This is a genomic window from Mycobacterium sp. NGS29 (assembly GCF_059812965.1).
The window spans coordinates 80,827-107,812 of sequence record NZ_JCALDR010000014.1; the positions used below are offsets into that span (position 1 = coordinate 80,827).

The 26,986-nt window shown below is 68.3% G+C and carries 23 protein-coding genes; 15 read left to right on the top strand and 8 right to left on the bottom strand.

Annotated features, from left to right (window positions below; all coding sequences use genetic code 11):
* Nucleotides 1-198 precede the first annotated feature (198 nt).
* The 6 genes from AC5Y5Z_RS18655 (at nt 199) to AC5Y5Z_RS18680 (ending at nt 8,844) form a co-directional block, all read left to right on the top strand.
* On the top strand, nt 199-1,659 hold the full coding sequence (locus tag AC5Y5Z_RS18655; RefSeq protein WP_499926830.1) for an aldehyde dehydrogenase family protein: 1,461 nt from the start codon (nt 199-201) through the stop codon (nt 1,657-1,659).
* Entirely contained in the window at nt 1,656-3,881 is a 2,226-nt protein-coding gene (locus AC5Y5Z_RS18660; protein ID WP_499926832.1) for a CaiB/BaiF CoA transferase family protein, read from the top strand. The genes AC5Y5Z_RS18655 and AC5Y5Z_RS18660 overlap by 4 nt, the downstream gene beginning before the upstream one ends.
* A gap of 54 nt (nt 3,882-3,935) precedes the next feature.
* The gene (locus tag AC5Y5Z_RS18665) at nt 3,936-5,033 is read left to right on the top strand and encodes a GGDEF domain-containing protein (RefSeq protein WP_499926834.1); all 1,098 of its coding nucleotides are present in this window, start codon (nt 3,936-3,938) and stop codon (nt 5,031-5,033) included.
* Nucleotides 5,034-5,078: 45 nt separating this feature from the next.
* Entirely contained in the window at nt 5,079-5,987 is a 909-nt protein-coding gene (locus AC5Y5Z_RS18670) for an alpha/beta fold hydrolase (RefSeq protein WP_463826723.1), read from the top strand.
* A gap of 18 nt (nt 5,988-6,005) precedes the next feature.
* The gene (locus AC5Y5Z_RS18675) at nt 6,006-7,409 is read left to right on the top strand and encodes an acyl-CoA synthetase (RefSeq protein WP_499926836.1); all 1,404 of its coding nucleotides are present in this window, start codon (nt 6,006-6,008) and stop codon (nt 7,407-7,409) included.
* A gap of 175 nt (nt 7,410-7,584) precedes the next feature.
* A complete protein-coding gene (locus tag AC5Y5Z_RS18680; RefSeq protein WP_499926893.1) occupies nt 7,585-8,844 on the top strand; it encodes an MFS transporter in 1,260 nt (419 codons plus the stop codon).
* On the opposite strand, the gene dapD is transcribed toward AC5Y5Z_RS18680, so the two are convergent.
* Complete coding sequence (gene dapD, locus AC5Y5Z_RS18685; RefSeq protein WP_499926895.1) at nt 8,841-9,794, bottom strand: 2,3,4,5-tetrahydropyridine-2,6-dicarboxylate N-succinyltransferase; 954 nt, start codon at nt 9,792-9,794, stop codon at nt 8,841-8,843. The two genes, AC5Y5Z_RS18680 and dapD, sit on opposite strands and share 4 nt — an antisense overlap.
* A gap of 86 nt (nt 9,795-9,880) precedes the next feature.
* Here dapD and dapE point away from each other — a divergent pair, with 86 nt between their 5' ends.
* Nucleotides 9,881-10,945: a succinyl-diaminopimelate desuccinylase gene (gene dapE, locus AC5Y5Z_RS18690; RefSeq protein WP_499926838.1), complete on the top strand. Its 1,065-nt coding sequence runs from the start codon at nt 9,881-9,883 to the stop codon at nt 10,943-10,945.
* A gap of 71 nt (nt 10,946-11,016) precedes the next feature.
* On the opposite strand, the gene AC5Y5Z_RS18695 is transcribed toward dapE, so the two are convergent.
* Nucleotides 11,017-13,128 carry an AAA family ATPase gene (locus AC5Y5Z_RS18695; RefSeq protein WP_499926840.1) on the bottom strand — a complete coding sequence of 704 codons (2,112 nt, stop codon included), beginning with the start codon at nt 13,126-13,128 and terminating at the stop codon, nt 11,017-11,019.
* A 44-nt stretch (nt 13,129-13,172) separates the two neighbouring features.
* On the opposite strand from AC5Y5Z_RS18695, the gene log reads away from it, so the two are divergent.
* The 7 genes from log to AC5Y5Z_RS18730 all read left to right on the top strand — a co-directional run bounded on the left by log (nt 13,173) and on the right by AC5Y5Z_RS18730 (nt 18,830).
* The gene (gene log / locus AC5Y5Z_RS18700) at nt 13,173-13,736 is read left to right on the top strand and encodes a cytokinin riboside 5'-monophosphate phosphoribohydrolase (protein ID WP_499926897.1); all 564 of its coding nucleotides are present in this window, start codon (nt 13,173-13,175) and stop codon (nt 13,734-13,736) included.
* Between the two features lie 66 nt (nt 13,737-13,802).
* The gene (gene fadD6 / locus AC5Y5Z_RS18705; protein ID WP_463826719.1) at nt 13,803-15,578 is read left to right on the top strand and encodes a long-chain-acyl-CoA synthetase FadD6; all 1,776 of its coding nucleotides are present in this window, start codon (nt 13,803-13,805) and stop codon (nt 15,576-15,578) included.
* 97 nt (nt 15,579-15,675) lie between these two features.
* A complete protein-coding gene (gene folP / locus AC5Y5Z_RS18710) occupies nt 15,676-16,551 on the top strand; it encodes a dihydropteroate synthase (RefSeq protein WP_499926842.1) in 876 nt (291 codons plus the stop codon).
* Nucleotides 16,548-17,492 (top strand): glucosyl-3-phosphoglycerate synthase, encoded by a 945-nt coding sequence (locus AC5Y5Z_RS18715; RefSeq protein ID WP_463826717.1) that lies wholly within the window; start codon nt 16,548-16,550, stop codon nt 17,490-17,492. The genes folP and AC5Y5Z_RS18715 overlap by 4 nt, the downstream gene beginning before the upstream one ends.
* A gap of 44 nt (nt 17,493-17,536) precedes the next feature.
* Nucleotides 17,537-17,899 carry a DivIVA domain-containing protein gene (locus AC5Y5Z_RS18720; RefSeq protein WP_463826716.1) on the top strand — a complete coding sequence of 121 codons (363 nt, stop codon included), beginning with the start codon at nt 17,537-17,539 and terminating at the stop codon, nt 17,897-17,899.
* 7 nt (nt 17,900-17,906) lie between these two features.
* Nucleotides 17,907-18,485, top strand: a complete 579-nt coding sequence (locus AC5Y5Z_RS18725; RefSeq protein WP_463826715.1) for a DNA-3-methyladenine glycosylase I — start codon at nt 17,907-17,909, stop codon at nt 18,483-18,485.
* Between the two features lie 177 nt (nt 18,486-18,662).
* Complete coding sequence (locus AC5Y5Z_RS18730; protein WP_003406247.1) at nt 18,663-18,830, top strand: DUF3117 domain-containing protein; 168 nt, start codon at nt 18,663-18,665, stop codon at nt 18,828-18,830.
* Between the two features lie 22 nt (nt 18,831-18,852).
* On the opposite strand, the gene glgA is transcribed toward AC5Y5Z_RS18730, so the two are convergent.
* Nucleotides 18,853-20,016, bottom strand: coding sequence for a glycogen synthase (gene glgA, locus AC5Y5Z_RS18735; RefSeq protein ID WP_499926845.1), 1,164 nt, complete (start codon nt 20,014-20,016; stop codon nt 18,853-18,855).
* A gap of 155 nt (nt 20,017-20,171) precedes the next feature.
* Here glgA and glgC point away from each other — a divergent pair, with 155 nt between their 5' ends.
* Nucleotides 20,172-21,386 carry a glucose-1-phosphate adenylyltransferase gene (gene glgC, locus AC5Y5Z_RS18740; protein WP_463826713.1) on the top strand — a complete coding sequence of 405 codons (1,215 nt, stop codon included), beginning with the start codon at nt 20,172-20,174 and terminating at the stop codon, nt 21,384-21,386.
* Between the two features lie 7 nt (nt 21,387-21,393).
* On the opposite strand, the gene AC5Y5Z_RS18745 is transcribed toward glgC, so the two are convergent.
* Genes AC5Y5Z_RS18745 through AC5Y5Z_RS18765 form a run of 5 tightly spaced genes read right to left on the bottom strand, consistent with a single transcriptional unit; the run spans nt 21,394 to nt 26,952 of the window.
* Entirely contained in the window at nt 21,394-23,049 is a 1,656-nt protein-coding gene (locus AC5Y5Z_RS18745; protein ID WP_499926899.1) for a CocE/NonD family hydrolase, read from the bottom strand.
* 43 nt (nt 23,050-23,092) lie between these two features.
* On the bottom strand, nt 23,093-23,707 hold the full coding sequence (locus AC5Y5Z_RS18750) for a methyltransferase family protein (protein WP_499926901.1): 615 nt from the start codon (nt 23,705-23,707) through the stop codon (nt 23,093-23,095).
* A 56-nt stretch (nt 23,708-23,763) separates the two neighbouring features.
* A complete protein-coding gene (locus AC5Y5Z_RS18755) occupies nt 23,764-25,398 on the bottom strand; it encodes an ABC transporter permease (protein WP_499926847.1) in 1,635 nt (544 codons plus the stop codon).
* Nucleotides 25,395-26,327: an ABC transporter ATP-binding protein gene (locus AC5Y5Z_RS18760; RefSeq protein ID WP_499926849.1), complete on the bottom strand. Its 933-nt coding sequence runs from the start codon at nt 26,325-26,327 to the stop codon at nt 25,395-25,397. Before AC5Y5Z_RS18760 ends, AC5Y5Z_RS18755 begins: the two co-directional genes overlap by 4 nt.
* Nucleotides 26,317-26,952 (bottom strand): TetR/AcrR family transcriptional regulator, encoded by a 636-nt coding sequence (locus AC5Y5Z_RS18765; RefSeq protein ID WP_463826710.1) that lies wholly within the window; start codon nt 26,950-26,952, stop codon nt 26,317-26,319. Before AC5Y5Z_RS18765 ends, AC5Y5Z_RS18760 begins: the two co-directional genes overlap by 11 nt.
* Nucleotides 26,953-26,986 lie beyond the last annotated feature (34 nt).

The window sequence follows — 26,986 nt, forward strand, 5'->3', positions numbered from 1 at the left end:
CGTTCCTCCGATCCGACACATTTATCGAAAGTGTCTTGTGCATTGTGTCTACTCTGCTGGTAATCGCGCTGTCAACACGCCCGCAACACCATGAAACAGCGCAGAATTCAGTTGTGCAGTGATTGACGCCCGGGTTCGGCGGGTGTACACCAGGGGAATAGATGACCGACATCATCGATCTCTGGGGTGAGGAAGCAGATGGCTGTGTTACCGGCGCTCGTGGACAGCTACCAGCTCTACATCGACGGGCGCTGGGTCGAACCGGAGAACGGTCGCTACGACGACATCTCGCCGGCCACCGAGCAGGTCATCGCCACCGCACCCGACGCGAGCACCGGCCAGGTCGGCGATGCGATCGGCGCGGCACGGCGCGCATTCGACGACGGCCCCTGGGCCGGTTCGACACCCGAAGACCGGGCGAGGTGCCTCACCCAACTCGGGGAGGCGCTGCTCAAGCACGCCGACGACTTCTTCGCGCTGTCTCAGCAGGAGTGGGGCTGCATCCAGAACGAGCGGCTGATGCAAGTCGACGGGGCGGCGTTCATGTCCATGCACGCCGCCCAGCTGGCCACCCAGTTGGCCGACGACGCTGTGACCGGGATCGGTGCCGGGACCACGCTGCTCCGGCACCAGCCGCTGGGTGTGGTGTCGATCCTGACGCCGTGGAACTTCCCGCACTGCCTCAACGTGATGAAGCTCAACCACGCGTTGGCCGCCGGCGACACCGTCGTCCTCAAGCCTTCGCCGCTGACCCCGCTGGCCGGGCTGGCGCTGGCCCGGCTCATCGATGAGCACACCGACATCCCGCCCGGGGTGGTCAACGTCGTCACCCCGTCCGGCGTCGACGCGGCGAAGCTGCTCACCACCGATCCGCGGATCGACATGGTCAGCTTCACCGGCAGCTCGGTGGTCGGGCGCCAGGTGATGGCGGCCGCGGGCGACACCCTCAAGCGGATTCTGCTGGAACTGGGGGGCAAGTCGGCGTGCATCCTCCTGGACGACACCGAGGTCACCGACGAGATGTTGCAGCAGCTGCTGTTCGACTGTTGCTCACTGCACGCCGGGCAGGCCTGCATTCTGCAGAGCAGGCTGCTGCTGCCCGATGCCTTGCACGACGACGTCGTGGACCGGTTGGTGGCACTGGCCCGGGAGGTCGAAGTGGGTGACCCGACCGACGCCGAGGTGCAGATGGGCCCGCTGATCAGCGACGCGCAACGCGACCGGGTGGCGGCCCACGTGGCCGGCGCGCTGGACGGCGGAGCCCGGTTGGTGACGGGGGGCGGCCGGCCGGCCGGCTTGGACGTCGGGTTCTACTTCGAGCCGACGATCCTGACCGAGGTCGAGCCGGATTCGGTGATCGCCCAGGAGGAAGTGTTCGGACCGGTGCTGAGCGTGGTGCGCTACCGCGACGACGACGATGCGGTCGCGATCGCGAACAACTCGCGCTACGGCCTCTCCGGCGCGGTGTGGAGTGGTGACGTGGAGCGGGCGGTGGGCGTCGCCCGCCGGATCCGGACCGGACAGGTAGCGGTCAACGGTTGTGGTGCCGGCGCGGCGCCGTTCGGCGGATTCAAGTTGAGCGGGCTGGGCCGGGAAGGCGGCGGGATCGGCGGGGTGCACCAGTACATGGAGTCGATGGCCATCGGCGTGCCCGCGTGACCGGGCCCCTGTCGGGGCTGCACGTGGTCGAAATCGCCACCGAGATCGCCGGACCGTACGCCGCCAAGTTGCTCGCCGACCTCGGTGCCGAGGTCGTCAAGATCGAACCTCCGGACGGTGATCCGTTGCGCCGGTGGGGGCCTTTCCCCAGCGGGATACCCGACCCGCAGCATAGTGGTCTGTTCGAATATCTCAATGCCGGAAAGCAGTGCATCACACTGGATTTCGCTCAGCCAGGTGACCGGGCGACCGCCGAAGGCCTGATCGCGCGGACCCACGTACTCGTGGAGAACCACGCACCCGGCACGCTGGCGGGCTGGGGCCTGGACACCGTCACGCTGGCGCGGATCAACCCGAACCTGGTGTTGCTGAGCATCTCTCCCTTCGGACAGACCGGGCCGTGGCGTGACCGCATCGCCACCCCGCTGACCATGCAGGCGGTGTCCGGTTGGATCAGCACCCGGGATCCGCAGCGCCCGCCGGTGCAGGCCGGTGCCCGGATCTCGGAATACGTCGCCGGTGTCTACGGTGGGATGGCCGCATTGACCGCGTTGCGATCGACGGGCTTCCGGCAGGTCGACGTCTCGGAGTTCGAGTCGCTGCTGTCCACCCTGCCGTATCCGATGCTGATGGCCGAGCGGATGAAAAGCCTTGGGCTGGAACCGAATGTCCGGGCGGCGCCGATGCTTGGTGTGGTGCGCGCAGCCGACGGGTGGGTCGGTATCAACTGTCTGACCGGGCAGCACTGGCTCGACGTGTGCGCGATGCTGGGACTGCCGGAGTTCGGTGAGCACCAGATCGCCATCATGCTGGGCGGCCCGGAGCGTGCCGAGTTCTTCGCCAAGGCAGCGCCGTTGCTCGCCGCGCAGACGGTGGCCGAACTCGTCGAACTGAGCCAGGCGATGCGGATCCCGGCGGCCCCGGTCAACGATGGCGCCACCATCCTGGATTCGCCGCAGTACGCCGAGCGCGGATTCTTCATCGAGGGCAACGGATTTCGCCGCCCCGGTCCGCCCTTCCGGATGGGCGCCGGTGATGCTGCCCCGCCGCACTGCGCCACTGCGCCGCCCCCGCCGCCGGAATCCCCTTTCCAGGGACTGCGCGTGCTAGATCTGAGTACCTTCTGGGCCGGCGCCTACCTCACCTGCTATCTGGGTGCGTTCGGCGCCGACATCGTCAAGATCGAGTCCATCCAGCGTCCCGACGGCCACCGCTATTCCGGTGCCTATCCCTTCGAGGGTGAGGACTGGTACGAGCGCAGCGCACTGTGGCAGGCCACCAACCTCAACAAGCGCGACCTCACCCTGGATCTGAACACCCGGCGCGGGCGCGACATCGCGCACCGGCTGGCCGCGCAGGCCGACATCGTGGTGGAGAACTTCTCCCCGCGCGTGGTCGAGCAATTCGGCCTGGACTACCAGTCGCTGGTGGCGCTCAACCCGGATGTGATCGCGGTCCGCATGCCCGGCTTCGGACTGGACGGGCCGTGGCGCGACTACGTCGGCTGGGCGCTGAACATCGAGCAGACGTCGGGGATGACGGCGGTGACCGGCTACCCCGACGGGCCGCCGTGCAACCTGCAGGGTCCGGCCGATCCGATCGTCGGCGTGCACGCCGGGGTCGCCTTGCTGGCCGCGCTGGAACACCGGCGCCGCACCGGACAGGGCCAGCTGATCGAGGTCGCCCAGATCGAGGTCGCCGCCTGCGTGACCGCCGAACCGGTGATCGAGTACTCGCGCAACGGTGTGGTGTGCCCCCGTGCCGGCAATCGGCGGCGCGGCCACCTGCAAGGGGTCTACCCGACCCAGGACGGGACGTGGGTGGCGCTGTCGCTGCCCGACGACCCGTCCCTGGACCACGATGTGTTCGACGAACTGGTCACCGCCTGGACCTGTACTCAGCGAGCACAGGTCATCGTCGAACAGCTTCGCGCACAGGGCATTCCGGCCGAGCAGGTGGTCACCGGCGACCAGATGTACGAGTTTGCTCAGCTCGCCGCCCGGGATTTCTACGAACGGTTCGAGCATCCCGTCACCGGACCGCGCCGCTTTCCGGGCTGGCCGTTCCGGATCACACCCGGGCCCGGTCGGCACCACCGCACCGCCCCGCCCACCCTCGGTCAGCACAACGACGAAATCCTGCGTGCGCTCGGGCTTTCCGACGACGCACTGGCCGAACTGCGCGACCAGCGGATCATCGGCGAACGGGTGCTGAACGCCTAGCGCCGGGCCGATGCCGTCCTAGACTGCCCTGGACAGAGAGGGGGCGTCGGGCCGGTGCGCAGGGCGTTCAGAGACTTCGTGGTCGGCTGGTGGAACCAGCCGTCGGGTTTCGACTGGACGGTGCAGCAGCTGCGCAACCGCGGATTGCTGCGGCTACACCAGGTGTTCATGGGAATCCTGATGGTGTTCTACGCCGGCATCAGCATCCTCACCGCCGTCTACCCCTACCTGAAGATCCCCGAAGTCAGCTATTTCATCGTCGCGGTGGCGGCGGTATCAGGCATCGGGTGGGCGTTCGGACCGTTCCCCTCCGAGCGGGTTTCGGCGCTGTTCATCCTCGTTTCCAATCTGTGCATCCTCGGCACTGTCGTCAACGTGAGTCAGACGTTCCTGGCCATGCCCGGCTTGACGGTGCTGGCCATCAACGGCTTTTACATCGTTGTCCTGCACGGGCCGCGGGCGCTGACAGCGCATCTGATGTTCTCGGCGGGGTCGATCGGTTGGTGCTACGCCGAATCGTTGCGCCAGCATCTGTTTCCCGGCAACGTCACCACCATCAACCTGCTGATAGTCGTGCCGATCGTCTTGGGATTTCCCGTCGTGATGCAGGCGTATCTGCTGACGCTGCGCACCGGTGCCGTTGCGGCGCTTCACGATCCGTTGACCCGGCTGAACAATCGCCGCGGCCTGGAGAACAGTCTGGACGGCCTGGTGGGTGCGACGGTGACACCGGTGACGGTGCTGACGGTGGATGTCGACCGATTCAAGGCGATCAACGACACCCATGGGCACGAAGTCGGGGACCGGGTGCTCACCACCATCGCCGAGTGCATCCGCGCCGGTGTCGCCGATGCATCGTTGGATACGGCCGCCGCGCGGATCGGCGGCGAGGAGTTCGTGATCGTGCTGCGCGGTGACTCCAGCGCCGGACGCGCGGTGGCCGGTCGGATACATGCCGCGCTCGCCGCGGATGCGGCAGGCCCCGGTTTCACCGTGAGCATCGGTATCGCGACCGGCGTCTGCTCGTCGGCGACCGTGCAGAATGTGGTGCACCGTCTCATCGACAGTGCGGATTCGGCGATGTACCGGGCCAAGCGAGCCGGCGGGAACCGGACCGAAGTGGACCGGCGCGAGTCGTCTGAGCTGCACTGATAAGATTTCCAATGCGTTAACGTATCCGATAGAAAGGTGTTCGGCATGGCCGTCGCGATCGACCGTCCGAAACTCGAGGGGAACATCGCCGTCGGCGACAACCGGCAGATCGGTTTCGCCGAGTTCGGGGCCCCGCAGGGGCGCGCGGTGTTCTGGCTGCACGGCACTCCGGGTGCCCGGCGCCAGATCCCGACCGAGGCCCGCATCTACGCCGAACACCACGACATCCGCCTGATCGGTATCGACCGGCCCGGCATCGGCTCCTCGACGCCGCACCGCTACGAAGCCATCTCGGAGTTCGCCGGCGACTTGCGCGCCATCGCCGACACCTTGGGCATCGAGCACATGGCAGTCGTCGGATTGTCCGGGGGCGGACCCTATTCGCTGGCATGTGGCGCGCGGCTGGCTGACCGGGTGGTCGCGGTCGGGGTGCTCGGCGGCGTGGCGCCGACGCAGGGTCCCGACGGCATCAGCGGCGGCGCGATGACACTGGGCGTGCGGGTCGCACCACTGCTGAAGTTCGGTGGCAACCCGCTGCGGATCGGCGCCAGCATGCTGATCCAGGGCATCCGGCCGGTCGCCTCGACCGCGCTCGACATCTACGCGCTGCTTTCGCCTGAGGCCGATCGGCACCTGCTGACCCGTCCCGAATTCAAGGCGATGTTCCTCGACGACCTGCTCAACGGCAGCCGCCGGCAGCTGGCGGCGCCGTTCAACGACGTGATGCTGTTTGCGCGGGACTGGGGATTCCACCTCGACGAGGTGCAGGTACCGGTCAAATGGTGGCACGGCGACCACGACCACATCATCCCGTTCTCGCACGGCGAGCACATGGTCGCCCGGCTGCCCGACGCCGAACTGTTCCACCTGCCCGAGGAGAGCCACCTCGCCGGCCTGGGCCGCGGCGAGGAGATCCTGTCCACCCTGATGAAGATCTGGGACGAGCGTGGCTGACCCGGTAGCCTCGCTCACGTGCTGCTGACCTCGCTGAATCCTGCGGTCGCCACCGCCGACGACATCCCCGACGCGGTCAGCATCGACGGCTTCCGGCTCAGCCGCAGCGACCTGGTCGGCGGCGCGACATCGGTCGCCGAGCGGGTGGCGGGCGCGCGGATGGTCGCAGTACTGGCCGTCCCGACGGCGTCCACGGTCCTGGCGATCGTCGGCTGCCTCATCGCCGGCGTGCCGGTGGTGCCGGTGCCCGCCGACGTCGGCGTGGCCGAGCGCCGGCACATGCTCACCGACTCCGGCGCCCAGGCCTGGCTGGGTCCGGTGCCGGACGATCCCGATGGCCTGCAACACGTTCCGGTCCGCCTGCATGCGCGGTCCTGGCACCGGTACGCCGAACCGGCACCGGATGCGCTGGCGATGGTGGTATACACCTCGGGCACAACGGGTTTGCCCAAAGGCGTGCAGGTGAGCAGGCGGGCCATCGCGGCCGATCTGGATGCGCTGGCCGAAGCCTGGCAGTGGACACCCGACGACGTGCTCGTGCACGGCCTGCCGCTGTACCACATCCACGGTCTGGTACTCGGACTGCTCGGCTCGCTGCGGGTCGGGAATCGCTTCGTGCACACCGGAAAACCGACGCCGGACGGGTACGCGGCCGCGGGCGGGTCGCTGTACTTCGGGGTGCCGACGGTCTGGTCGCGGCTGGTGGCCGAGCCTGCGGCAGCCGAATCACTAAGAGCAGCACGACTTTTGGTGTCCGGTAGTGCGGCGCTGCCGGTGCCGGTGTTCGAACGCCTGGAGGCGTTGACCGGGCACCGGCCCATCGAACGCTACGGTGCCTCCGAATCGTTGATCACCGTGTCCACCCGGGCCGACGGGGAACGGCGCCCCGGTTGGGTCGGGTGGCCGTTGACCGGCGTGCAGACCCGGATGGTCGACGACCACGGCGATCCGGTTCCGCACGACGGGGAAACCGTTGGCAAACTTCAGGTTCGGGGCGCCACCCTGTTCGACGGGTACCTCAACCGCCCCGAGGCCACCGCTGAGGCATTCACCGCGGACGGCTGGTACCGCACCGGCGACGTCGCCGTCGTCGACGACGGCGGCATGCACCGGATCGTGGGCCGGGAGTCGGTCGACCTGATCAAGTCGGGCGGTTACCGCATCGGGGCAGGCGAGATCGAGACCGTGCTGCTCGGACACGCCGACGTGGCCGAGGTGGCGGTGGTCGGCCTGCCCGACGCGGATCTGGGCCAGCGGATCGTGGCCTACGTGGTAGGCCAGGCCGATCCTGCCGAGCTGATAGACCATGTCGCCCAACAACTGTCAGCGCACAAGCGGCCTCGCGAAGTGCGGATCGTGGACTCGCTGCCCCGCAACGCGCTGGGCAAGGTGCTCAAAAAGCAGTTGATCGACGAGGGCTGACGGAACAGCACGGAGGCCACTTCGGCGGTGGTGTCGGTGGTGGCGGTGGTGACCGCAGCGCACCGGCTCGCAGCATCCTGCCAGCACTTCCCAGGCAAACGCGCACCTGCGGGCCGCTACCGTTTTCAGGGTGCCACCAACCACGCTTGAAGCCGCAGCTCCCGCGTCCAGCCCGATGCGAGCGGTGGCCCTGTCCTGTCTGGTGGGCTCGGCCGTCGAGTACTACGACTTCTTCATCTACGGCACCGCAGCAGCCCTGGTGTTTCCCACGGTGTTCTACCCGCACCTGGGTCCGACGATGGCCACTGTCGCCTCAATGGGCACCTTTGCCACCGCGTTCCTGTCCCGACCGCTCGGCGCGGCCGTCTTCGGACATTTCGGGGACCGGTTGGGCCGCAAGCGAACCCTGGTCGCCACCCTGCTGATCATGGCGCTGTCCACCGTGACGGTGGGTCTGGTGCCCAGCACGGCGACCGTCGGCCTGGCGGCCCCGCTGATCCTGATCGTGCTGCGGGTGCTGCAGGGGTTCGCCGTCGGCGGCGAATGGGCCGGGTCGGCGTTGCTGAGCGCCGAATCCGCGCCGGTCGATCGGCGCGGGTTCTACGGAATGTTCACCGTGCTCGGCGGCGGCATCGCGCTGGTGCTGACCAGCCTGACGTTCCTGGGTGTCAACGCCACCATCGGCGAAGGCAGCCACGCCTTCCTGCAATGGGGGTGGCGGATTCCGTTCCTGCTGAGCGCGGTGCTGATCACCATCGCGCTCTACGTGCGCCTGAACGTCGGCGAGACGCCGGTGTTCGCCGGTCAGCGAACCCACGCGGCCGTGGCCCCGCTGACCGAGGTGCTGCGACTGCAACGCGCCGAGGTGATGCTGGCCGGCGGCAGCGTGCTGGGGTGCTTCGCCTTCACCTATCTCGCCAGTGCGTATCTGCCCAGCTACGCGCATACCCAACTGGGGTATTCCCGCAACCTGATCCTGGCCGTCGGGGTGCTGGGCGGGCTGACCTGCCTGGTGTTCGCCGCACTCACGGCCACCCTGTGCGACCGGTTCGGGCGGCGCCGCGTGCTGCTGGTCAGCTGGGCCGCGGCACTGCCCTGGGCGGTGGCGGTGATGCCGCTGATCGATTCGCGTGACCCGGTCCTGTTCGCGGTGGCGATTCTGGGCATGTACGCCGTGTCCGCGAGCTGTTTCGGACCGATTGCGTCCTTCGTCCCCGAACTGTTCGCCACCCGCTACCGCTACACCGCGACGGCGCTGTCCATCAATCTGGCGGGTATCGCCGGCGGTGCGGTGCCACCGCTGGTCGCGGGCTGGCTGCTGGCAGCCTATGGCGCGGCCGGCATCGCGTACCTGTTGCTGACGCTGGCGGGACTGAGCCTGATTTCGGTCTACCGACTGCCGGAAACCAGCGGGACCGAACTCGACGCGCGTTAGTTGGCGTGCAGGTCCGCGTTGAGCGCGATGCCCTGGCCACCGCGCGGCACCACCTCGACCGCGCCGCTCAGCGAGTTGCGTCGGAACAGCAGGTTGTTGCCGCCGGACAGCTCGGCTGCCTTGAGTGTGCTGCCGTCGGGGGTGTTGACCTTGGTGCCGGCGGTGACATACAGCCCCGCCTCCACCACGCAGTCGTCGCCCAACGAGATGCCCAGGCCCGCGTTGGCGCCCAGCAGGCAGCGTTTGCCGATCGAGATCACCTGCTCGCCGCCGCCGGACAGGGTGCCCATGATCGAAGCGCCGCCGCCGACGTCCGAGCCGTCACCCACCACGACACCCGCCGAAATGCGGCCCTCCACCATCGATGCGCCCAGGGTGCCGGCGTTGAAGTTGACGAAACCCTCGTGCATCACCGTGGTGCCCGGCGCCAGGTGCGCACCCAGGCGCACCCGGTCGGCGTCGGCGATCCGCACCCCGGTGGGCAGCACATAGTCCACCATGCGGGGGAACTTGTCGACGCCGTAGACCGTCACCGGCCCGTGCCGGCGCAACCGCGCCCGCACCGCCTCGAAACCCTCGACGGCGCAGGGGCCGCGGTTCGTCCAGACCACGTTGGTCAATACTGCGAACAAGCCGCCGGCGTTCAGCCCGTGCGGCGCTACCAAGCGGTGCGACAGCAGATGCAGCCGCAGGTAGGCGTCGTACGCGTCGGCGGCCTGATCGTCCAGCGACCCGAGCACAGTGCGCACGGCGATGGTCTCGGTACGGCGGTCGTCGTCGCGTCCGACCAGCGCGGCCAGTTCGGCGGGCACGTCGGAAAGGGCCAACCGGGAGGTGGCGCTGTCGCCGGACTCGGTCAGTTCCGGTGCGGGGAACCACGTGTCCAGGACAGATCCGTCGGATGCCAGCGTCGCCAGGCCGATGCCTGCAGCTCCAGTCACGGCGGTCAGGTTACTTTCCCGCGCGAGCAGACACAAAAGCACCCATTTGCCGGTCAAAATAGGGGCTTTTGCGACTGCTCGGCATACTTGGTGCCGTGTTGGACTTGTGCGGCGACCCGGTGGCGCTGACCGCGGCGCTGGTGGACATTCCCAGTGAATCGCGCGACGAGGCGCGCATCGCCGCCGAGGTGGAGGCGGCCCTGCGTGCCCAGGCGCCCCGCTTCGAGATCGTCCGCAGCGGCAACGCGGTACTGGCGCGCACGGCGCTGGGCCGTCCGACGCGGGTGTTGCTGGCCGGGCATCTGGACACCGTTCCGGTCGCCGACAATCTGCCCAGCCGGCTGGTGGACGGCCAGCTGCACGGTTGCGGCACCGCCGACATGAAAGCCGGGGATGCGGTTTTTCTGCATCTGGCGGCCACCCTCGCCGACCCGGTGCACGACCTGACCCTGGTGATGTACGACTGTGAGGAAATCGAGTCGGCGGCCAACGGATTGGGCCGCATCCAGCGCGAGTTGCCGGAGTGGCTGTCCGCCGACGTGGCCATCCTGGGTGAGCCCACCGACGGCTGGATCGAGGCAGGCTGCCAGGGCACCCTGCGGGTGGTGGTCCGCGCCACCGGTACCCGGGCGCACTCGGCCCGATCGTGGCTGGGCGACAACGCAATTCACAAACTCGGTGCGGTGCTGGACCGGTTGGCCGGCTATCGGGCGCGCAGCGTTGACATCGACGGGTGCGGCTACCGCGAGGGCCTGTCGGCGGTGCGTATCGACGGCGGCGTCGCCGGCAATGTGATCCCGGACGCGGCGGCGGTCACGATCAATTTCCGGTTCGCCCCGGACCGCTCGCCCGAAGCGGCTTTACACCACGTGCACGAGGTGCTGGACGGGCTGGACGTCGAGATCGATCTGACCGACTCCGCGGCGGGCGCCCTTCCGGGCCTGACGCATCCCGCGGCGAAGTCTCTGGTCGAGGCCGCAGGGGGACAGGTCCGGGCCAAGTACGGGTGGACCGACGTGTCCCGCTTTGCGGCACTGGGCATTCCGGCGGTCAACTACGGGCCCGGCGATCCCAATCTGGCGCACAAGCGTGACGAGCGGGTGCCCGTCGCCAACATTGCGGCGTCAGTAGAGATGCTGCGCCGCTACCTGAGCCGGTAGCAGGCTGTGGCGCACCTCGCTGCCGCGGACTCGACGGCCCGGTCCGCGTCGTTGCGCGCTGAGCAGCGGCCTCAGCCCTGCGCCTGAGCCGCGGCGTCGGCCGCTGCCGCGCCCATCCCGATCGCGGCGAATTCGTCGGCCACCGCTCGCAGGCCGGCGGTGTCCCGGCCGGCCAGTGCGCGCGCATGCCGGACGACGATTTCGCCTACCTTGCAGTCGATTTCAGTGGCGAGCCGGGTGACCGGCTCGACGGCCCGGACATCGCCGAGCCGGACGGCGTCATGCCAGGCGAGCAGCGCCACCGCCGACTGCCCGGCGCGTTCGGCCATCCGGGCGGCGTCGCGCGCCGCCGACGTCGCACCCATCCGGTCGCGCGCCGTCGCCCTGGTCCACGCGCGCGCCTGACCGAGTTCGGGGGCGAACAGCGCCGACTTGGTCCCGTGCCGGTTCTCCGCGCGCCGCAACGCTTTCGCCGACCCCGGGATGTCGCCCCGGCGCGCGATGGCGGTGGTCAACAAGATCAGCGACAGCGGACCCCAGGAGTAGCCCGAACGTTCCAGCTCGGCGGCGGCGGGCTCCAACAGCTTTGCGGCAGCACCGAATTCACCTCGGATGTTCAGCACCAGGGCTATCAGCACCTCACCGATGGCCCGGCCCGGTTGCTGCAGTTCGGCGAAGTCGGTGAACTGCTGAGCCAGGGTCTGCGCCTGCGCGACCTCACCCGCCATCAGCAGCGAGGTGATCTGTGCCAGTCCCGCGGTGAACCGCAGCAGTCCGGGATGCTCTGCTGCCGTTGCCTTGTCGACCAGGGCCCCGACATCGGCGAAGCGTCCCATCCGCGCCGACGACAACGCGGCGGCACTGGCGGCCCACGCCACCGCCATGTCGCCGGCCGACGGCGCGGCCAGCACGTCGGTGGCCACGGCGAGGGCACGCTGCAGATTTCCCGAGTTCATGGCGAAGGTGGCGGTCAGCCCGTCCAGCACATTCTGGGCGGCCGGCTCGGTCACCCGATTGCGGGTCGTCTGCAGGAACGCGGTGGCCTTCTCCGGCTCGCCCAACATCCAGAACTGGTTGGCCGCCCGCGGCACCGCCCAGGCCATCAGATCGGCTTCGGACAAGTCGGCAGGCTGCACCGCCGCCAGCACCTGGCCTGCGTCACGGCCGCGTCCCTGCCAGGCCAGTGCCTGGCCCAGCACCAGCCGGGCATCCAGCCCGCCCGATCGGTCCAGCGCGGCGCGCGCCAACCGTTCGGCAAGCCACAGATCGCCGAGCCGCAGCGCCTCTTGCGCGGCGGCGACCACCTCGGCGACCGGCTGCAACGCGTCGCAGTCCAGCGCCAGCGACGCCAGCCGCAACCGGTCGCTGGGGTGCTCGCACGGGTGTCCGGAGAGCAACTCGACCAGCTCGGTGCGCCGTCGTCGCAGCACGTCGCCACCCGAGGTCGCCCGGACGCGCTCGCCGAACAGCGGATGGGCGATGTAGGCGACCGGCTCGTCGTCATTGCGTACCCGGGTCTCGGCGGCGCCGAGGTCCGTTGCCTCCTCGACCGCGCCCTCGCCGGCCAGCACGGCGAGATCGGCCAACGTCAGCGGCTCGACCAGGGCCAGGTAGTCCAGCACCGAACGGGCCGGCGCCGGCAGCTCGGCGAGGAATTCGTCGACCTCCGCCGCGGTGGTCAGCCCACCCGGCGGAGCGATGTCGATGCGGTCCAGCAGGCCGTCCGTCCACAACGCGGCGATGGCGGCCGGTGCCGCGTCCGCCCGCGCGGTGACGATCATCCGGGCGGTGCCGGCGCGGGCGAGCTGGTAGACCAGGGTCGCCGACAGGATGTCCAGGTCGTGGGCCTCGTCGACGACGAGCAGCAGATCGCTCTCCTGGGCGGCCCGGGTCAGCGACGTCCGGGCGGCCCGCAACAGTGCGGCCGGTTTCCCGATGTCGGCGAATTCGATCAGATGTCCGAAGGCGCCGAAGGGCACCACCTGCTCGGTGGGGGTCCCGATGACCCAGCGGGTGACGGTGTTCGGGTGCTCGGCGCAGCAGCGTTCGGCGGCCAGTCGGGCCAGCGTCGACTTGCCGACGCCGTCGGGTCCGACCACGATCCCGCCCCCGGATTCCCGCAACGCGCCGTGCAGCCGCTCCAGCGCCTCGGTGTGTTGCGGGACGTTCCAGCGGATCGGCACTGTTCGACTTTATGGCAACTGCGCAGTTGGTCTACGTTGCGGTGATGCCCTCAGACAACAGCGACGGCGGCCGGCGGGCGGTGGCCGTCTACTGCGCTGCCACGCCGACGCACCCGGAGTTGCTCGAACTCGCCGCCGCGCTGGGTCAGGGGATAGCGCAGCAGGGCTGGACGCTGGTGTGGGGCGGCGGCCACGTGTCGGCGATGGGCGCGGTGGCCGCCGCGGCGCGGGCCGCCGGCGGCTGGACCGTCGGGGTGATCCCGACCATGCTGCTGGACCGTGAACTGGCCGACCAGCAGGCCGACGAGCTGATTATCACCGACACCCTCAGCGAACGGAAGCAGGTGATGGAGCAACGGGCAGATGCGTTCATCGCGTTGCCCGGCGGTGTCGGCACCCTGGACGAATTGCTGAGCGCGTGGACCGAGGGATATCTGGGGGTGCACGACAAGCCCATCGTGATCCTGGACCCGTGGGGGCATTACGACGGGGTGCGCGCCTGGATTTTCGGTTTGCTCGACAGCGGTTACATCTCGCAGGCAGCGGTCAACCGGCTGGTGGTGGTCGATAAGGTCGGCGATGCGCTGCAGGCGTGCGCACCAGCGTGACAGCCCGGCCGGGCCGGGCTGTATGTATTGGGTATCAGCGGGCTTGCTAGGGAATCGAGGGACCACGTGGCCGAGCACGAGTCACACACACGAGTCAAACTGACCGATATCGCTCTTCGGCTGCCCGCTCTGGTGGCCGACACGCCCTCGATCCTGCGCGCGGTGAAGACCGGCCTGCTGCCGCGGCCGAGTTCGAAGACCTCGATCGGCGCGGTGTTCCAGGAGCGCGCGGCCCGCTACGCCGACCGGGTTTTCCTGAAGTTCGGCGATCAGCAGTTGACCTACCGCGAGGCCAACGCGACCGCCAACCGCTACGCCGCCGTGCTGGCCGCGCGAGGTGTGGGCCCGGGTGATGTGGTCGGTGTGATGCTGCGCAATTCGCCCAACGCGGTGCTCACGATGCTGGCGGTGGTGAAGTTGGGCGCGGTCGCCGGCATGCTCAACTACCACCAGCGTGGCGACGTGCTGTCGCACAGCCTGGGCCTGCTCGACGCCAAGGTGCTCATTGCCGAATCCGACCTGGTCAGTGCGGTCAGTGAGTCCGGCGGTTCGGCCGGTGAGGTGCTGACCATCGAAGACCTGGAGCGCTTCGCCACCACCGCGCCCGCGACCAACCCGGCCGCGGCGTCGTCGGTGCGGGCCCGCGACACCGCGTTCTACATCTTCACTTCGGGCACCACCGGCTACCCGAAGGCCAGCGTGATGACGCATTACCGGTGGCTCAAGGCCCTCGGCGCGTTCGGCGGGCTGGGGTTGCGGTTGAAGGCCTCCGACACTCTGTACAGCTGCCTGCCGCTCTACCACAACAACGCGCTGACGGTCGCGGTGTCGTCGGTGATCAACTCGGGGGCGACCCTGGCGCTGGGCAAGTCGTTTTCGGCGTCCCGCTTCTGGGACGAGGTGATCGCCTACGACGCCACCGCGTTCATCTACATCGGCGAGGTGTGCCGCTACCTGCTCAACCAGCCGGAAAAGCCCACCGACCGCCAGCACAAGGTCCGCGTCATCGCCGGCAACGGGCTGCGCCCGGACATCTGGGACGAATTCACCAAGCGCTTCGGCATCGAGCGGGTGTGTGAGTTCTACGCCGCCAGCGAAGGAACCACCGCGTTCATCAACTTCTTCAATATGCCCCGCACCACCGGTATTTCGCCGATGCCGCTGGCCTATGTCGAATACGACCCGGACACCGGCGAGCCGGTCCGCGACGACAACGGGCGGGTGCGTCGGGTGCCCGCCGGCGAGCCCGGGTTGCTGCTCAGCCCGGTCAACCGGCTGCAGCCGTTCGACGGCTACACCGACAAGGAAGCCACCGAGAAGAAGCTGGTGCGCAACGCGTTCAAAGAGGGCGACACGTACTTCAACACCGGCGACGTGATGCGGCCGCAGGGCATGTTCCACGCGGCGTTCGTCGACCGGCTGGGCGACACGTTCCGCTGGAAAGGCGAGAACGTGGCGACCACACAGGTCGAGGCGGCGGTGGCGTCGGACAAGAACGTCGAGGAGTGCACTGTCTTCGGCGTCGAGGTGCCCGATACCGGCGGGCGTGCCGGGATGGCCGCGGTCAAGCTGCGCGACGGCAAGGATTTCGACGGGAAATCGTTGGCCGGGGCGGTGTATGACAAGTTGCCGGCCTATGCGTTGCCGTTGTTCGTGCGGTTGGTGGAGTCGCTGGAGCACACCACCACGTTCAAGAGCCGCAAGGTGGAACTACGCAAACAGGCCTACGGCTCCGATATCGAGGACCCGCTGTACGTGCTGGCCGGGCGCAAAGAGGGTTATGTCGAGTACTACGAGGACTACCCGGGCGAGGTTGCGGCGGGGAAGCGCCCGCAGGGCTGACCCGCACCCCCGGCGACTCTGCGTCTGGGGCGGGGAAGTGCGAGTAGACCGTGCCCTGAGCGCAGAGTCAACGCCGGTGACCGGGCACCATGGAGTCGTGTCGTCAACCTTCTGCGGTCGCCCCGTCGCGGCTGATCGCGCGCTGATCATGGCGATCGTCAACCGCACCCCGGACTCGTTCTTCGACCAGGGCGCGACCTTCGCCGAGGAGGCTGCCCGCGACGCCGTGCACCGGGCGATCACCGAGGGTGCCGACGTCATCGATGTCGGCGGGGTCAAGGCCGGACCGGGGGAGATCGTCGACGCCGACACCGAGATCGCCCGACTGGTGCCGTTCGTCGAATGGCTGCGCGGCGCCTATCCCGACCAGCTGATCAGCGTCGACACCTGGCGCCCCCAGGTGGCCCGGCTGGCGTGTGCGGCCGGCGCGGACATCATCAACGACACCTGGGCGGGCAGTGACGCGGGCCTGCCCGAGGTGGCCGCCGAATTCGGCGTCGGCCTGGTGTGCTCCCACACCGGCGGTGCGCTGCCCAGGACGCGACCCTTCCGGGTGAGTTACGGTACGACTACCCGCGGGGTGGTGGACGACGTGATTCGCCAGGTCACCGCCGCCGCTGAGCGGGCCGTTGCGGTCGGAGTGGCCCGTGACCGGGTGCTGATCGACCCCACCCACGATTTCGGCAAGAACACGTTCCACGGCCTGATCCTGTTGCGGCACGTGGCCGAACTCGTCGAGACCGGGTGGCCGGTGCTGATGGCGTTGAGCAATAAGGACTTCGTCGGGGAGACTCTGGGTGTGGACGTGACCGAACGGCTCGAGGGCACGCTGGCGGCTACCGCGCTCGCGGCGGCCGCCGGAGCGCGCATGTTCCGGGTGCACCAGGTCGCGGCCACCCGGCGGGTACTGGAGATGGTGGCCTCCATCCAGGGGACGCGCGCGCCGACGCGCACCGTGAGAGGACTGGCATGACGGCTTCCGAGCTGGACCTGGCCCGGCTCTCGGCGCAACCCGGGGACGCCTGGCTGGCCGACCGCAGCTGGAACCTGCCGCGCTGGACGGTCGGCGAGCTGGTCGCCGCCAAGGCCGGGCGGACGATCTCGGTGGTGCTGCCGGCCCTCAACGAAGAAGACTCCATCGGATCGGTGATCGACAGCATCTCCCCGCTGGTCGACGGGTTGGTCGACGAGCTGATCGTGCTGGATTCGGGGTCCACCGACGACACCGAGATCCGCGCCATCGCCGCCGGCGCCCGCGTGGTCAGCCGCGAGCAGGCGCTGCCCGAGCTGCCCGCCCGCCCCGGCAAAGGGGAGGCGCTGTGGCGCTCGCTGGCCGCCACCAGCGGCGACATCGTGGTGTTCATCGATTCCGACCTGGTCAACCCGCACCCGATGTTCGTGCCGTACCTGGTCGGCCCGCTGCTCACCGGCCAGGACATCGCACTGGTCAAGGGCTTCTACCGGCGACCGCTGACCGGCGGCAATGCCACCGGCGGCGGGCGCGTCACCGAACTCGTGGCCCGACCGCTGCTCGCCGCACTGCGGCCCGAGCTGGGCTGCGTGCTGCAACCACTGGGTGGGGAATACGCGGCCAGCCGTGAGCTCCTCACCGCGCTGCCGTTCGCCCCGGGTTACGGCGTGGAGATCGGCCTGCTGGTGGACACCTTCGACCGGCTGGGCCTGGACGCGATCGCGCAGGTCAACCTGGGTGTACGGCAGCACCGCAACCGTCCGATCGAGGAGTTGGGCGCGATGAGCCGTCAGGTGATCGCCACCCTGCTGTCGCGGTGCGGGATTCCCGACTCCGGCGTCGGCCTGACGCAGTTCTTCCCGGTCGGGGACGGCTACACCCAACACACCTGGCCGGTGTCGCTGGCCGATCGGCCGCCGATGAACGTGTTCCGGCCGCGCTGAACGGCTGTCGGTCCCGGGTCAGGTCATAGGGCAAGATCAGTCCCGTGGCGTTGGTGTTGCTCTACCTGGTGGTCCTGATCCTGGTGGCGATCGTGTTGTTCGGCGCGGCAAGCCTGCTGTTCGGCCGCGGCGAGCCATTGCCGCCCCTGCCGCGGGCCACCACAGCGACCGTCCTGCCGGCGTTCGGTGTCACCGGCGCCGACGTCGATGCGGTCAAATTCACCCAGGTGCTGCGCGGTTACAAGACCAGCGAGGTGGACTGGGTGCTGGAGCGCCTCGGCCGGGAACTGGACACCTTGCGCGCTCAGGTCGCCGCCCTGCAGGCCTCCAGCGCCGAGACCGGGGCCGGGGTGGTCGACCTGACCGACGCGGACGCCGTCGGGTCGGATCGTTCCGGGCCGACGTGACCCGCCCGTGAGCGACGGCCGGGTTCGCTGCGGCTGGGCGGAACTGCCGCCGGGGCCGGACGCCGAGTTGTACCGCGACTACCACGACTACGAGTGGGGCCGGCGGCTCACCGACGGCACGGCGCTGTTCGAACGGATGAGCCTGGAAGCTTTCCAGAGCGGCCTCTCGTGGCTGATCATCCTGCGTAAACGGGCCGACTTCCGCCGCGCCTTCGTCGGGTTCGACGTCGCGAAGATCTCCCGTTTCACCGAGGCCGACGTACAGCGCCTGCTGACCGACCCGACGATCGTGCGCAACCGGGCCAAGATCGAGGCGACCGTCGGCAACGCACGCGCCGCCCTCGAACTCGGATCGCCGCAGGACCTGTCCGAGCTGCTGTGGTCGTTCGCGCCGGCCGCCCGTCCCCGGTTCACCGACCTTGCTGAAATACCTTCAACCAGTGCCGAATCAAAGGCGATGGCGCGCGAGCTCAAACGCCGCGGGTTCCGCTTCGTCGGGCCCACCACCGCCTACGCGCTGATGCAGGCGACCGGCATGGTGGACGACCACATCGGCACCTGCTGGGTGCCGCCCAACGCGGATTGACAACCACCGTTGCCGCCAGAAGTGGGCCTTTGTGCACGTGGTCACCGCGATAGGGAACAATAGAGTGGTGATTTGTCAGTTCAATGTCGGGTATGGCTGGAAATTCACTGTCGGGGCATGCTCGGCGCCGACCAGGTCCGCGGGTGCGGGCCAGATCGAATCTGGAGGGAGCACTCGATGGCGGCGATGAAGCCCCGGACCGGCGACGGTCCACTCGAAGCGACTAAAGAGGGGCGCGGCATCGTGATGCGGGTACCACTTGAAGGCGGTGGCCGGCTGGTTGTCGAGCTGACACCCGACGAAGCCGCCGCGCTGGGCGACGAACTCAAGGGCGTCACCAGCTGAGTCAGCGTGCCGGCCGGCTGCGCTAATCACACAGCTTGCGGTAGATGTCCAGGGTTTGCTCGGCGATGTGTGACCAGGAAAACTCTTCGATACAGCGCTGACGCCCGGCGTGGCCGTACTGTTCGGCCCTCTCGGGATCCGCGATCAATGCATTGACCGCCTCGGCCAGACGCGCCTCGTAGGCGTCGGGGTAGTCGGCGTCGTAGTGCACCAGGGAGCCGGTGACGCCGTCGGCGACGACTTCGGGGATCCCGCCCACGTCGGACGCCACCACCGCCGTCGCGCAGGCCATTGCCTCCAGATTCACGATGCCCAACGGCTCGTAAATCGACGGGCACACGAAAACTGATGCAGCCGAGAGTATTTCGCGCAACTTGTGCTGGGGCAACATGTCCCGTATCCAGAACACCCCGGCGCGGCTGCGCTGCAGGTCGGTCACCGCCGACCGCACCTCTTCGGCGATTTCCGGGGTGTCGGGCGCGCCGGCACACAACACCACCTGGACCTCCGGGCTGAACTGGTGCGCGGCCGCCACCAGGTGCGGGACACCTTTCTGCCGGGTGATCCGTCCGACGAAGGCCACGATGGGTCGTTGCATGTCAACGCCGAGTTCTGGCAACACCGAGCCGGCGCGGACCGGTCCGCTGGGATACCAGACCTCGGTGTCGACGCCGTTGCGGATTACGTGCACGAGGTTGGGATCCAGCGTCGGGTAGACGCGCAGGATGTCGTCGCGCATCCCGGAACTGACGGCGATGACCGCGTCGGCGGCCAGCACCGCGGTGTTCTCCACCCAGGACGACACCTGGTAGCCACCGCCGAGCTGTTCGGCCTTCCACGGCCGCATCGGCTCGAGCGAATGCGCGGTCAGCACGTGCGGGATGCCGTAGAGCAGTTTGGCCAGATGTCCGGCCAACCCGGTGTACCAGGTGTGCGAATGCACCACGGCGGCCGCGCTGACAGCGTTGGCCATCACCAGGTCTGCCGACAGGGTGGACAGCGCGGCGTTGGCGGTGCGCAGCCGCGGATCGGGCTGGTGGGCGGTGGCATCGGGACGCTCCGCGCCCATGCAATGCACGTCGACCGCGCACAACTTGCGCAGTTGGGATACCAACTCGGTGACATGCACTCCGGCACCGCCGTAGACCTCCGGAGGGTATTCCCGAGTCATCATCGCCACCCGCATACCCGCACCGTAGTTCGGGCGCGGCGGAGCGCGGATGGCGGGCTGCTGTGGAGCCGGCCGGCGAGCCGAATATCCTTGACCTATCCGGTCGTCGAGCTCTCGAGCGAGCGAGGGATCGGTGGCAGGGGTCCGCAGGTGCCGATAGGTTGAAGCGCATGAGGGAATCGCCACAGGTGCTGGGCATCGTGCTGGCCGGCGGTGAAGGCAAACGCCTGTACCCTTTGACAGCCGACCGCGCCAAGCCTGCAGTCCCCTTCGGCGGCGGCTACCGGCTGATCGACTTCGTCCTCTCCAACCTCGTCAACGCGCGCTACCTGAGGATCTGCGTTCTCACGCAGTACAAGTCGCATTCACTGGACCGGCACATCTCGCAGAACTGGCGGTTGTCCGGTCTGGCCGGCGAGTACATCACCCCGGTCCCGGCCCAGCAGCGCCTCGGACCGCGCTGGTACACCGGTTCGGCCGACGCGATCTATCAGTCGCTGAACCTGATTTACGACGAAGATCCGGACTACATCGTGGTTTTCGGCGCCGACCACGTGTACCGGATGGACCCCGAGCAAATGGTGCGCTTCCACGTCGACAGCGGCGCCGGCGCCACGGTGGCCGGCATCCGGGTGCCGCGAGCCGAGGCCAGCGCGTTCGGCTGCATCGACGCCGACGAATCCGGCCGGATCCGCAATTTCGTCGAGAAGCCGATGGATCCGCCCGGCACCCCGGACGATCCGGACGCCACCTTCGTGTCGATGGGCAACTACATCTTCACCACCAAGGTGTTGATCGACGCGATCCGTGCCGACGCCGACGACGACCATTCCGATCACGACATGGGCGGCGACATCATTCCGCGGTTGGTGGCCGACGGCATGGCCGCGGTCTATGACTTCAAAGACAACGACGTGCCGGGCGCCACCGACCGGGACCGGGGTTACTGGCGGGACGTGGGAACCCTCGACGCGTTCTACGACGCGCACATGGATCTGGTGTCGGTGCATCCGGTGTTCAACCTGTACAACAGGCGCTGGCCTATCCTCGGCGCCTCGGAAAACCTGGCGCCGGCCAAATTCGTCAACGGCGGCTCAGCCCAGGAGTCGGTGGTGGGAGCGGGCAGCATCATTTCGGCGGCCTCGGTACGCAATTCGGTATTGTCCTCCAACGTCGTGGTCGAGGACGGCGCGATCGTGGAGGGCAGCGTGATCATGCCGGGGGCGCGCGTCGGACGCGGCGCGGTGGTACGCCACGCGATCCTGGACAAGAACGTGGTCGTCGGGCCCGGTGAGATGGTGGGCGTCGATCTGGACAGGGATCGGGAGCGATTCGCGATCAGTTCCGGCGGGGTGGTTGCCGTCGGCAAGGGAGTCTGGGTCTGACCCCTGCTCAGGGGATTTCCGGGATCAGCAGGTGCGCGTCGTAGCGCGGCCCCCAGCGCAACGTCACCAGGCCACGCGGCGGGCCGGGATAGGCCGCCGGGAACTGACCGGTCAGCGGATTGCGCGGGCACAGCCACTGCCCGGCCACCACCAGTCGCAGCTGTTCGCCGGCGCGGAACAGCGTGGCCGACGGCCCCAGTGCCACATCCACCGGGATCACCGCACCGGCCGGAATCGGTTCCGGCTCATCGCATGCCGGCACGGGTTCCCACGGCAGGGACAGCGCGGGATCCAGCCTGCGCAGCGAGGCCCGCTGCCACCCGGTCGTGACCCGGTCGCGGCCGTATCCGTAGGACCCCTCGAATCCGACATACCGACCATCGCGCCATTTCTCGACTCCGACAAACAGATTCGCATCAGCACACCCGTCCAGCTGAATCCACAGCCGCAGCGCCATCGGGCCGGTCAGCTCGGTGTCTGTCGGCGCGGTCCACGTGAACAGTGCGGCACGAGAACCACTTTCGAAGGTGACGCTGCCTGCCGCTCGCGGCGGCTCAGCTGACAACTGACCAGCGCCCGCGAGATACAGTGTCCGCCAACGGGTGCGGGTCAGCGGCCACTCGGTTTCCTCACGCACCGCGGCGATGGTGTCACGATCTTCGCGTACCTCGAGGCGCACGCTGCGGGTCGGCGGCGCACCGTCCAACACGTCGCGGAAGAACTTCAGCTGTTCGGCGCGCACTTCAGCGGAGTAGAACTCCGCCCACTTGCCACCACGATGCGTGTAGAGCCGCGCGTGCTGCGACCCGGCCCGGGTGAACGCCCGGATGGAGCCCCGGCTGTGCAGGTTGTTGTCCGAGAAACTGCCGCAGACCAGCATGGGGACCGTGATGGCCGACAGATCGGGTACCAGTGAGCGCCAGAACTCGTCGCGCAACGGGTGCTCGTCCTGCATCCGGGTCAGGTCATAGGTTTGACGAGTCGCGCCCTGCACCTGGCGTGACCACAACCGGGTGAAGCCCGACTCGCGTATTCCGCCGGGGAACAACAGGTCGCGGTAAGCGTCGGTGAACCCTTCCCACGGGCAGATCGCGCGTAGTGCCGGTGGCTGCAGCGCGGCCACCGCGAACTGGCTGATCGCCAGGTAGGAGACACCGAGCATGACCACGCGGCCGTCACTCCACGGTTGTCCGGCCAGCCACTGCACCACGTCGTAGGTGTCCTCGGCCTCCTGCCGCGACAGCAACCTGCCGGTGCCCTCGGAATGGCCGCACCCGCGGCTATCGGCGTTGACGACGACGAAACCGCGAGCGGTCCACCACGCCGGATCCGGTGCCTCCCAACCGGTGTAAGCCGAGAAGCTCACCGGCTTGGTTTGCCGCAGCAGCCGGTACTGCGGCGAGAAGGTCCACCGCTTGCGCCGTTTGGTCGGCAGCTTGTCCTTGCCGTAGGGGTGGATGCTGAGGATGACCGGACGCGGCCCGGCCTGGGTGCGGAAAACGTTGATGCGCAACACCGTTCCGTCGCGGGTGGGTACCTCGACGTCCCGGTCCACGACGAGGTCCGACGGCGGGTCGGTGACGGTGACAGGGGGTTTGGCCATGCCGCGAAGCTTGTCGCGGGCATAGCGCAGCGCCCCCGGGCGACGCCACGGACGGTCCAGCGCGGGTGCCGGTTGCGGGGTCACGTCCGCAACCTTAGGCCCGCTACCAGAGGTGCGGAACCAGCCGGTATCGCACCAGCTGGGTGTACTCGCGGTACCCGGGTAGCTGCGCTGTCAGAGCCCGCTCCTCGTCGAGGATGCGTATCACCAGCAGCAGCGTATTCGGGACCATGAACAGCAGGCCCCAGAGGGAGTCGAGCGCCAGCGGTATGGCCACCATCAGCACGAGGTTCCCGACGTACATGGGGTGCCGCACCACGCCGTAGAGGCCGTTGGTGACCACCGACTGGTCCGCCTCTACCGTGACGGTCGACGCGGCGTAGTTGTTCTGGACGACAGTCAGCATGGCGATGCCCAGACCGACCGCGACCAGCACGTCACCGGTCAGCGCAACCACCGTCGGCACCGACGACCAGCCGAACCGCTGATCGAGCGCGCTGACCACCAGGGTCCCGCCGAACCCGACGAAGATGCCGGCAATGACGAATTTCTGGATCGTCCGGGTTTCGGCTCCCGGCCCGACGCGCAGACGTCGCTGCAGAGCAGCCGGATTGGTGCGGGCCAGATAGCTGGTGGGCCCCAGCGACGCGACGGCGAACACCGCGAGGAAAACCCACGCCTGCCAATAGTGGAACGTGCCGGCCGGGATGAACAGCATGGCGCCGAAGGCGATCAAACCGAGCGCCGAGGATGATATGAGCCGCGCCGCGGTGTTCACGGCCGGATGTCTCGCCGTCGAAAAGCTATGACTCCCAACGTGATCAGCACTCCGTCAAGGGCCAGCAGGCACAGCAGGGGCACCGCGGTGAAGTCTGAGCCGCCGACCCGGGGGGTGTGCGCGAACGGCTCCAGATCGAGCAACCACTGCGGCGACCCGGACAGCGAACCGAGCAGATACACCGCGACGAACCCGACCAGCACGCCCCATGCGGCCGGGGTGAACCGCGGTACCAACCCGAACAAGACGACGGTGACCGCTGCCAGCAGCCACACCGCAGGCAGCTGCACAGCCGCGGTGCCGATCACCGCGGGCAGCTTGCCGGCCACGTCACCGGCCGCCTGGCCGTAAGCGAGTCCGGCTGTCACACCGGCCAACAACATGGCGAACGCCGATCCGGCCAGTGCGAGCACCAGGTGGCTGGCCAACAGTCGGGTCCGCGACACCGACCCGGCCAACACCGTCTCGGCGCGCTGGCTGGCTTCTTCCTGGTGCAGCCGCAGCGACAGCGAGATGGCGAACGCGGCCGCCACCATGCCGAGCATCACGAAACCGATCCCAATGAAGGCCTGCTCCAGGGCACTGGTACCGCCCATGCGCACCACGATGTCGCGTGCGGTGGCGCCGCCGCCCAGTTCGTCGCCGATCCCGTGCGTCACACTGCCGATCAACAGGCCGTACAGCGACAGTCCCGCCGTCCACACCAGCAGCGCGCCGCGGTCCAGGCGCCAGGCCAGCCCGAACGCGTTGCCCAACGTGGCCGGTGCCGTGCCGGGTCCGGCGCGTTCGGCGATCAAACCGGCGCCGACATCGCGGCCGGCCAGCAATCGATAAGCCACGCCGGTCAGCAGCGCGGTCGCCGCCAAGTGCAGCAGCAGCACCCACCAGCGATCGCCTGCATACGGCCGGATCTGCAGTGACCACCCCAACGGCGAAAGCCAGGACAGCGCACCGGAACCCGCGTCGCCGACCGCCCGCAGGGTGAACGCGGCACCCAGCGCCGCCAACGCGAAGCCGCGGGCCGCCCGGGCACTCGGGGACAGCTGCGCGGCGACCGCGGCGACCGCGGTGAAGACCAGGCCCGAGGCGGCCAGCGCCGCGCAGAAGGCTACCGACCCGGCCGGGTCGACGTCGGTGGCGAGCAGGCTGGCCGCGCCGATCACACCGGTGGCCAGCGACGCGCCGAACGACAACAGCAATGCGGCGGTGAGGTTGGCGTAGCGGCCCACCGCGGTGGAGTCGATGAGCTCGGCGCGCCCGGATTCCTCGTCGGCGCGGGTGTGCCGGATCACGGTGAGGATGACGGCCACCGCGATCAGAACGTGGAATATGCCGGCTTTCCAGATGCCGACGGCGCCGAGGCCGTCGTCGTAGATCGGACCGTAGAGCGCGCGCTGGGCGGGACTGGCCGTGATCGACGCCGCGAAGGCAGCCCGCTCTGCTGCGGTGGGATAGACCTTTTCGATGCTGCCGATGTATACGCTGCCCAGCGGAGCCGACAGCAGAAATACCCAGAGCGGCAGCACGATCCGGTCTCGACGCAGGTAGAGCCGCAACAATTTCAGGGTCCCGGTGAAGTTCGTGCTGCGCCGCGCGGCAGGTGCGGGACGTTGCAGGACGGCAGTACTCATCGGGCCGGCACCTCCGTGCGTTCGTGCCGGCCCCCGGTGGTGCGGTAGTGGCGCAGGAACAATTCCTCGAGCGAGGGGGGTTGGCTGATGAGGCTGCGCACCCCGGCGTCACCGAGCACCCGGATCAGCTCGCCCAGGCTTTCGCTGTCTACCTGGGCCCGTAGCGTGTTGCCTTCGATGCTGACGTCTTCGACTCCCTTGATGCGGGTGAGATCGCCTGGGTCGCGGCTCAGTTCGGCCTTGATCGAAGTGCGGTTGAGGTGCCGCATGGCTTCCAGCGATCCGCTCTCGACGGTCCGGCCGGACTGGATGATGGTGACCCGTTCGCACAGTGCCTCGGTCTCGGCCAGGATGTGGCTGGACAGCAGCACCGTCACGCCGCGGTCGCGTGCCTCAGCGACACACTGCTGAAAGACGTTCTCCATCAAAGGGTCCAGCCCACTGGTGGGTTCGTCGAGCAGCAGCAGTTCGGCACGCGACGAGAACGCCGAGATCAGGGATACCTTCTGCCGGTTGCCTTTGGAGTAGGCCCGCACCTTCTTGTGCGGGTCGAACTCGAACCGCTCGATCAGTTCGGCGCGCATCTGTTGGTCGATGCCACCGCGCATGCGAGCGAGCAGGTCGATGGTCTCGCCTCCGGTCAAGGCCGGCCACAGCGTGACATCGCCTGGCACATAGGCGATTCGGCGGTGCAGTTGAACGGAATCGGTCCAGGGATCGCCGCCCAGTAGTCGGACCGTGCCACCGTCGGCCCGGACCACGCCCAGCAGGATGCGGATGGTGGTCGACTTGCCGGCGCCGTTGGGGCCCAGGAAGCCGTGCACTTCACCTTGGCGGACACACAGGTCCAGACCGTCGAGTGCGCGGACGCTGCCGAATTTCTTGGTGAGGCCGCGAATGTCGATGGGTGCCGGGTGGTCAGCTGACATCGGAATCTCCTTTCTCGTTGGCCAGAAACGCGTCATACATGGTGTGGTCGGTCAGCAGGCCCTCGGAATAGATCTCGAGGGCGGGCAGCACCATGTCCTCGGCGTAGTCGCGCAGAACTTTGCGCAGATCGGTGGGTGTGTCGTGCATTTGCAGATACAGCAGGAATCCGCCGCCGCCGGTGATACTCAGGTATTTGGCCCGGGCCTGTGGATCGCGGCTCGGTTTGATGGTGCCGATTTGCACACCCTCTTCAAGGTAGGCCGCGGTGTTGTCAATCATGTTTCGCCACAACATCTTCGCCAGCTCGCCACCGGACTGCATGCTGCGTACCAGATAAGCCATCAATGGTGCATAAGACTCGATCTCGGCCAGCTGCCCCAGCCACGTGGCCGGATCACTGGACCTCATCGCCTCGGATTTCGAGTCACGGATCTCTTGGGCGACGTAGTCGTCACAGGCCTTGCGCAGACCGTCCTTGGAGCCGAAGTGATGAATGACCAAGCCGGCGCTCACTCCGGCCGCTTCGGCGATGGCGCGCAGGCCGATCCCGAAACCGTGTTCGCCGAACTGGGCGATGGCCGCGTCGCGGATCCGGGCGGCTGCGGTCAAGTCGACTGAACGCATGTTCAGGACACTAAACGTCTGTTCAGTCGTCGTC